The sequence below is a fragment of the Kosakonia sp. Marseille-Q7440 genome (assembly GCF_965119485.1).
The window spans coordinates 1-5,386 of record NZ_CBCPLT010000005.1; the positions used below are offsets into that span (position 1 = coordinate 1).

A 5,386-nucleotide genomic window follows, 5' to 3' on the forward strand; every position below is an offset into this window, starting at 1 on the left:
TATTGATAAAGCTGTTGCCGATACTTGGAACAATTTCTGGAAAGACGGTAAAGCTGATGGTATTGGCTCTAATTTGTCTAGGAAATAACCGTCAGGATTGACACCCTCCCAATTGTATGTTTTCATGCCTCCAAATCTTGGAGGCTTTTTTATGGTTCGTTCTTATTACCCTTCTGAATGTCACGCTGATTATTTTGACTTTGAGCGTATCGAGGCTCTTAAACCTGCTATTGAGGCTTGTGGCATTTCTACTCTTTCTCAATCCCCAATGCTTGGCTTCCATAAGCAGATGGATAACCGCATCAAGCTCTTGGAAGAGATTCTGTCTTTTCGTATGCAGGGCGTTGAGTTCGATAATGGTGATATGTATGTTGACGGCCATAAGGCTGCTTCTGACGTTCGTGATGAGTTTGTATCTGTTACTGAGAAGTTAATGGATGAATTGGCACAATGCTACAATGTGCTCCCCCAACTTGATATTAATAACACTATAGACCACCGCCCCGAAGGGGACGAAAAATGGTTTTTAGAGAACGAGAAGACGGTTACGCAGTTTTGCCGCAAGCTGGCTGCTGAACGCCCTCTTAAGGATATTCGCGATGAGTATAATTACCCCAAAAAGAAAGGTATTAAGGATGAGTGTTCAAGATTGCTGGAGGCCTCCACTATGAAATCGCGTAGAGGCTTTGCTATTCAGCGTTTGATGAATGCAATGCGACAGGCTCATGCTGATGGTTGGTTTATCGTTTTTGACACTCTCACGTTGGCTGACGACCGATTAGAGGCGTTTTATGATAATCCCAATGCTTTGCGTGACTATTTTCGTGATATTGGTCGTATGGTTCTTGCTGCCGAGGGTCGCAAGGCTAATGATTCACACGCCGACTGCTATCAGTATTTTTGTGTGCCTGAGTATGGTACAGCTAATGGCCGTCTTCATTTCCATGCGGTGCACTTTATGCGGACACTTCCTACAGGTAGCGTTGACCCTAATTTTGGTCGTCGGGTACGCAATCGCCGCCAGTTAAATAGCTTGCAAAATACGTGGCCTTATGGTTACAGTATGCCCATCGCAGTTCGCTACACGCAGGACGCTTTTTCACGTTCTGGTTGGTTGTGGCCTGTTGATGCTAAAGGTGAGCCGCTTAAAGCTACCAGTTATATGGCTGTTGGTTTCTATGTGGCTAAATACGTTAACAAAAAGTCAGATATGGACCTTGCTGCTAAAGGTCTAGGAGCTAAAGAATGGAACAACTCACTAAAAACCAAGCTGTCGCTACTTCCCAAGAAGCTGTTCAGAATCAGAATGAGCCGCAACTTCGGGATGAAAATGCTCACAATGACAAATCTGTCCACGGAGTGCTTAATCCAACTTACCAAGCTGGGTTACGACGCGACGCCGTTCAACCAGATATTGAAGCAGAACGCAAAAAGAGAGATGAGATTGAGGCTGGGAAAAGTTACTGTAGCCGACGTTTTGGCGGCGCAACCTGTGACGACAAATCTGCTCAAATTTATGCGCGCTTCGATAAAAATGATTGGCGTATCCAACCTGCAGAGTTTTATCGCTTCCATGACGCAGAAGTTAACACTTTCGGATATTTCTGATGAGTCGAAAAATTATCTTGATAAAGCAGGAATTACTACTGCTTGTTTACGAATTAAATCGAAGTGGACTGCTGGCGGAAAATGAGAAAATTCGACCTATCCTTGCGCAGCTCGAGAAGCTCTTACTTTGCGACCTTTCGCCATCAACTAACGATTCTGTCAAAAACTGACGCGTTGGATGAGGAGAAGTGGCTTAATATGCTTGGCACGTTCGTCAAGGACTGGTTTAGATATGAGTCACATTTTGTTCATGGTAGAGATTCTCTTGTTGACATTTTAAAAGAGCGTGGATTACTATCTGAGTCCGATGCTGTTCAACCACTAATAGGTAAGAAATCATGAGTCAAGTTACTGAACAATCCGTACGTTTCCAGACCGCTTTGGCCTCTATTAAGCTCATTCAGGCTTCTGCCGTTTTGGATTTAACCGAAGATGATTTCGATTTTCTGACGAGTAACAAAGTTTGGATTGCTACTGACCGCTCTCGTGCTCGTCGCTGCGTTGAGGCTTGCGTTTATGGTACGCTGGACTTTGTAGGATACCCTCGCTTTCCTGCTCCTGTTGAGTTTATTGCTGCCGTCATTGCTTATTATGTTCATCCCGTCAACATTCAAACGGCCTGTCTCATCATGGAAGGCGCTGAATTTACGGAAAACATTATTAATGGCGTCGAGCGTCCGGTTAAAGCCGCTGAATTGTTCGCGTTTACCTTGCGTGTACGCGCAGGAAACACTGACGTTCTTACTGACGCAGAAGAAAACGTGCGTCAAAAATTACGTGCAGAAGGAGTGATGTAATGTCTAAAGGTAAAAAACGTTCTGGCGCTCGCCCTGGTCGTCCGCAGCCGTTGCGAGGTACTAAAGGCAAGCGTAAAGGCGCTCGTCTTTGGTATGTAGGTGGTCAACAATTTTAATTGCAGGGGCTTCGGCCCCTTACTTGAGGATAAATTATGTCTAATATTCAAACTGGCGCCGAGCGTATGCCGCATGACCTTTCCCATCTTGGCTTCCTTGCTGGTCAGATTGGTCGTCTTATTACCATTTCAACTACTCCGGTTATCGCTGGCGACTCCTTCGAGATGGACGCCGTTGGCGCTCTCCGTCTTTCTCCATTGCGTCGTGGCCTTGCTATTGACTCTACTGTAGACATTTTTACTTTTTATGTCCCTCATCGTCACGTTTATGGTGAACAGTGGATTAAGTTCATGAAGGATGGTGTTAATGCCACTCCTCTCCCGACTGTTAACACTACTGGTTATATTGACCATGCCGCTTTTCTTGGCACGATTAACCCTGATACCAATAAAATCCCTAAGCATTTGTTTCAGGGTTATTTGAATATCTATAACAACTATTTTAAAGCGCCGTGGATGCCTGACCGTACCGAGGCTAACCCTAATGAGCTTAATCAAGATGATGCTCGTTATGGTTTCCGTTGCTGCCATCTCAAAAACATTTGGACTGCTCCGCTTCCTCCTGAGACTGAGCTTTCTCGCCAAATGACGACTTCTACCACATCTATTGACATTATGGGTCTGCAAGCTGCTTATGCTAATTTGCATACTGACCAAGAACGTGATTACTTCATGCAGCGTTACCATGATGTTATTTCTTCATTTGGAGGTAAAACCTCTTATGACGCTGACAACCGTCCTTTACTTGTCATGCGCTCTAATCTCTGGGCATCTGGCTATGATGTTGATGGAACTGACCAAACGTCGTTAGGCCAGTTTTCTGGTCGTGTTCAACAGACCTATAAACATTCTGTGCCGCGTTTCTTTGTTCCTGAGCATGGCACTATGTTTACTCTTGCGCTTGTTCGTTTTCCGCCTACTGCGACTAAAGAGATTCAGTACCTTAACGCTAAAGGTGCTTTGACTTATACCGATATTGCTGGCGACCCTGTTTTGTATGGCAACTTGCCGCCGCGTGAAATTTCTATGAAGGATGTTTTCCGTTCTGGTGATTCGTCTAAGAAGTTTAAGATTGCTGAGGGTCAGTGGTATCGTTATGCGCCTTCGTATGTTTCTCCTGCTTATCACCTTCTTGAAGGCTTCCCATTCATTCAGGAACCGCCTTCTGGTGATTTGCAAGAACGCGTACTTATTCGCCACCATGATTATGACCAGTGTTTCCAGTCCGTTCAGTTGTTGCAGTGGAATAGTCAGGTTAAATTTAATGTGACCGTTTATCGCAATCTGCCGACCACTCGCGATTCAATCATGACTTCGTGATAAAAGATTGAGTGTGAGGTTATAACGCCGAAGCGGTAAAAATTTTAATTTTTGCCGCTGAGGGGTTGACCAAGCGAAGCGCGGTAGGTTTTCTGCTTAGGAGTTTAATCATGTTTCAGACTTTTATTTCTCGCCATAATTCAAACTTTTTTTCTGATAAGCTGGTTCTCACTTCTGTTACTCCAGCTTCTTCGGCACCTGTTTTACAGACACCTAAAGCTACATCGTCAACGTTATATTTTGATAGTTTGACGGTTAATGCTGGTAATGGTGGTTTTCTTCATTGCATTCAGATGGATACATCTGTCAACGCCGCTAATCAGGTTGTTTCTGTTGGTGCTGATATTGCTTTTGATGCCGACCCTAAATTTTTTGCCTGTTTGGTTCGCTTTGAGTCTTCTTCGGTTCCGACTACCCTCCCGACTGCCTATGATGTTTATCCTTTGGATGGTCGCCATGATGGTGGTTATTATACCGTCAAGGACTGTGTGACTATTGACGTCCTTCCCCGTACGCCGGGCAATAATGTTTATGTTGGTTTCATGGTTTGGTCTAACTTTACCGCTACTAAATGCCGCGGATTGGTTTCGCTGAATCAGGTTATTAAAGAGATTATTTGTCTCCAGCCACTTAAGTGAGGTGATTTATGTTTGGTGCTATTGCTGGCGGTATTGCTTCTGCTCTTGCTGGTGGCGCCATGTCTAAATTGTTTGGAGGCGGTCAAAAAGCCGCCTCCGGTGGCATTCAAGGTGATGTGCTTGCTACCGATAACAATACTGTAGGCATGGGTGATGCTGGTATTAAATCTGCCATTCAAGGCTCTAATGTTCCTAACCCTGATGAGGCCGTCCCTAGTTTTGTTTCTGGTGCTATGGCTAAAGCTGGTAAAGGACTTCTTGAAGGTACGTTGCAGGCTGGCACTTCTGCCGTTTCTGATAAGTTGCTTGATTTGGTTGGACTTGGTGGCAAGTCTGCCGCTGATAAAGGAAAGGATACTCGTGATTATCTTGCTGCTGCATTTCCTGAGCTTAATGCTTGGGAGCGTGCTGGTGCTGATGCTTCCTCTGCTGGTATGGTTGACGCCGGATTTGAGAATCAAAAAGAGCTTACTAAAATGCAACTGGACAATCAGAAAGAGATTGCCGAGATGCAAAATGAGACTCAAAAAGAGATTGCTGGCATTCAGTCGGCGACTTCACGCCAGAATACGAAAGACCAGGTATATGCACAAAATGAGATGCTTGCTTATCAACAGAAGGAGTCTACTGCTCGCGTTGCGTCTATTATGGAAAACACCAATCTTTCCAAGCAACAGCAGGTTTCCGAGATTATGCGCCAAATGCTTACTCAAGCTCAAACGGCTGGTCAGTATTTTACCAATGACCAAATCAAAGAAATGACTCGCAAGGTTAGTGCTGAGGTTGACTTAGTTCATCAGCAAACGCAGAATCAGCGGTATGGCTCTTCTCATATTGGCGCTACTGCAAAGGATATTTCTAATGTCGTCACTGATGCTGCTTCTGGTGTGGTTGATATTTTTCATGG

Annotated in this window: 9 protein-coding genes; all 9 read left to right on the forward strand. The window is 44.7% G+C overall.

Annotated features, from left to right (window positions below; all coding sequences use genetic code 11):
• On the forward strand, positions 1-88 hold an 88-nt coding region (locus tag ACWPW2_RS22260; RefSeq protein ID WP_454125516.1), incomplete at its 5' end, for a hypothetical protein.
• A gap of 63 nt (positions 89-151) precedes the next feature.
• Positions 152-1,693, forward strand: a complete 1,542-nt coding sequence (locus ACWPW2_RS22265; protein ID WP_000252566.1) for a replication endonuclease — start codon at positions 152-154, stop codon at positions 1,691-1,693.
• Entirely contained in the window at positions 1,626-1,778 is a 153-nt protein-coding gene (locus tag ACWPW2_RS22270; RefSeq protein ID WP_435988044.1) for a hypothetical protein, read from the forward strand. The genes ACWPW2_RS22265 and ACWPW2_RS22270 overlap by 68 nt, the downstream gene beginning before the upstream one ends.
• On the forward strand, positions 1,711-1,950 hold the full coding sequence (locus ACWPW2_RS22275) for a phage DNA packaging protein C (protein ID WP_016670801.1): 240 nt from the start codon (positions 1,711-1,713) through the stop codon (positions 1,948-1,950). The genes ACWPW2_RS22270 and ACWPW2_RS22275 overlap by 68 nt, the downstream gene beginning before the upstream one ends.
• Entirely contained in the window at positions 1,947-2,405 is a 459-nt protein-coding gene (locus ACWPW2_RS22280; protein WP_000084700.1) for a scaffolding protein D, read from the forward strand. Before ACWPW2_RS22275 ends, ACWPW2_RS22280 begins: the two co-directional genes overlap by 4 nt.
• On the forward strand, positions 2,405-2,521 hold the full coding sequence (locus tag ACWPW2_RS22285; RefSeq protein WP_000033471.1) for a phage DNA packaging protein J: 117 nt from the start codon (positions 2,405-2,407) through the stop codon (positions 2,519-2,521). The genes ACWPW2_RS22280 and ACWPW2_RS22285 overlap by 1 nt, the downstream gene beginning before the upstream one ends.
• A gap of 36 nt (positions 2,522-2,557) precedes the next feature.
• The gene (locus ACWPW2_RS22290; protein ID WP_000065572.1) at positions 2,558-3,841 is read left to right on the forward strand and encodes a major capsid protein; all 1,284 of its coding nucleotides are present in this window, start codon (positions 2,558-2,560) and stop codon (positions 3,839-3,841) included.
• A 110-nt stretch (positions 3,842-3,951) separates the two neighbouring features.
• Positions 3,952-4,479 carry a hypothetical protein gene (locus ACWPW2_RS22295; RefSeq protein WP_000487867.1) on the forward strand — a complete coding sequence of 176 codons (528 nt, stop codon included), beginning with the start codon at positions 3,952-3,954 and terminating at the stop codon, positions 4,477-4,479.
• Positions 4,480-4,487: 8 nt separating this feature from the next.
• A partial coding sequence (locus tag ACWPW2_RS22300) for a hypothetical protein (protein ID WP_454125514.1) occupies positions 4,488-5,386 on the forward strand: 899 nt, incomplete at its 3' end.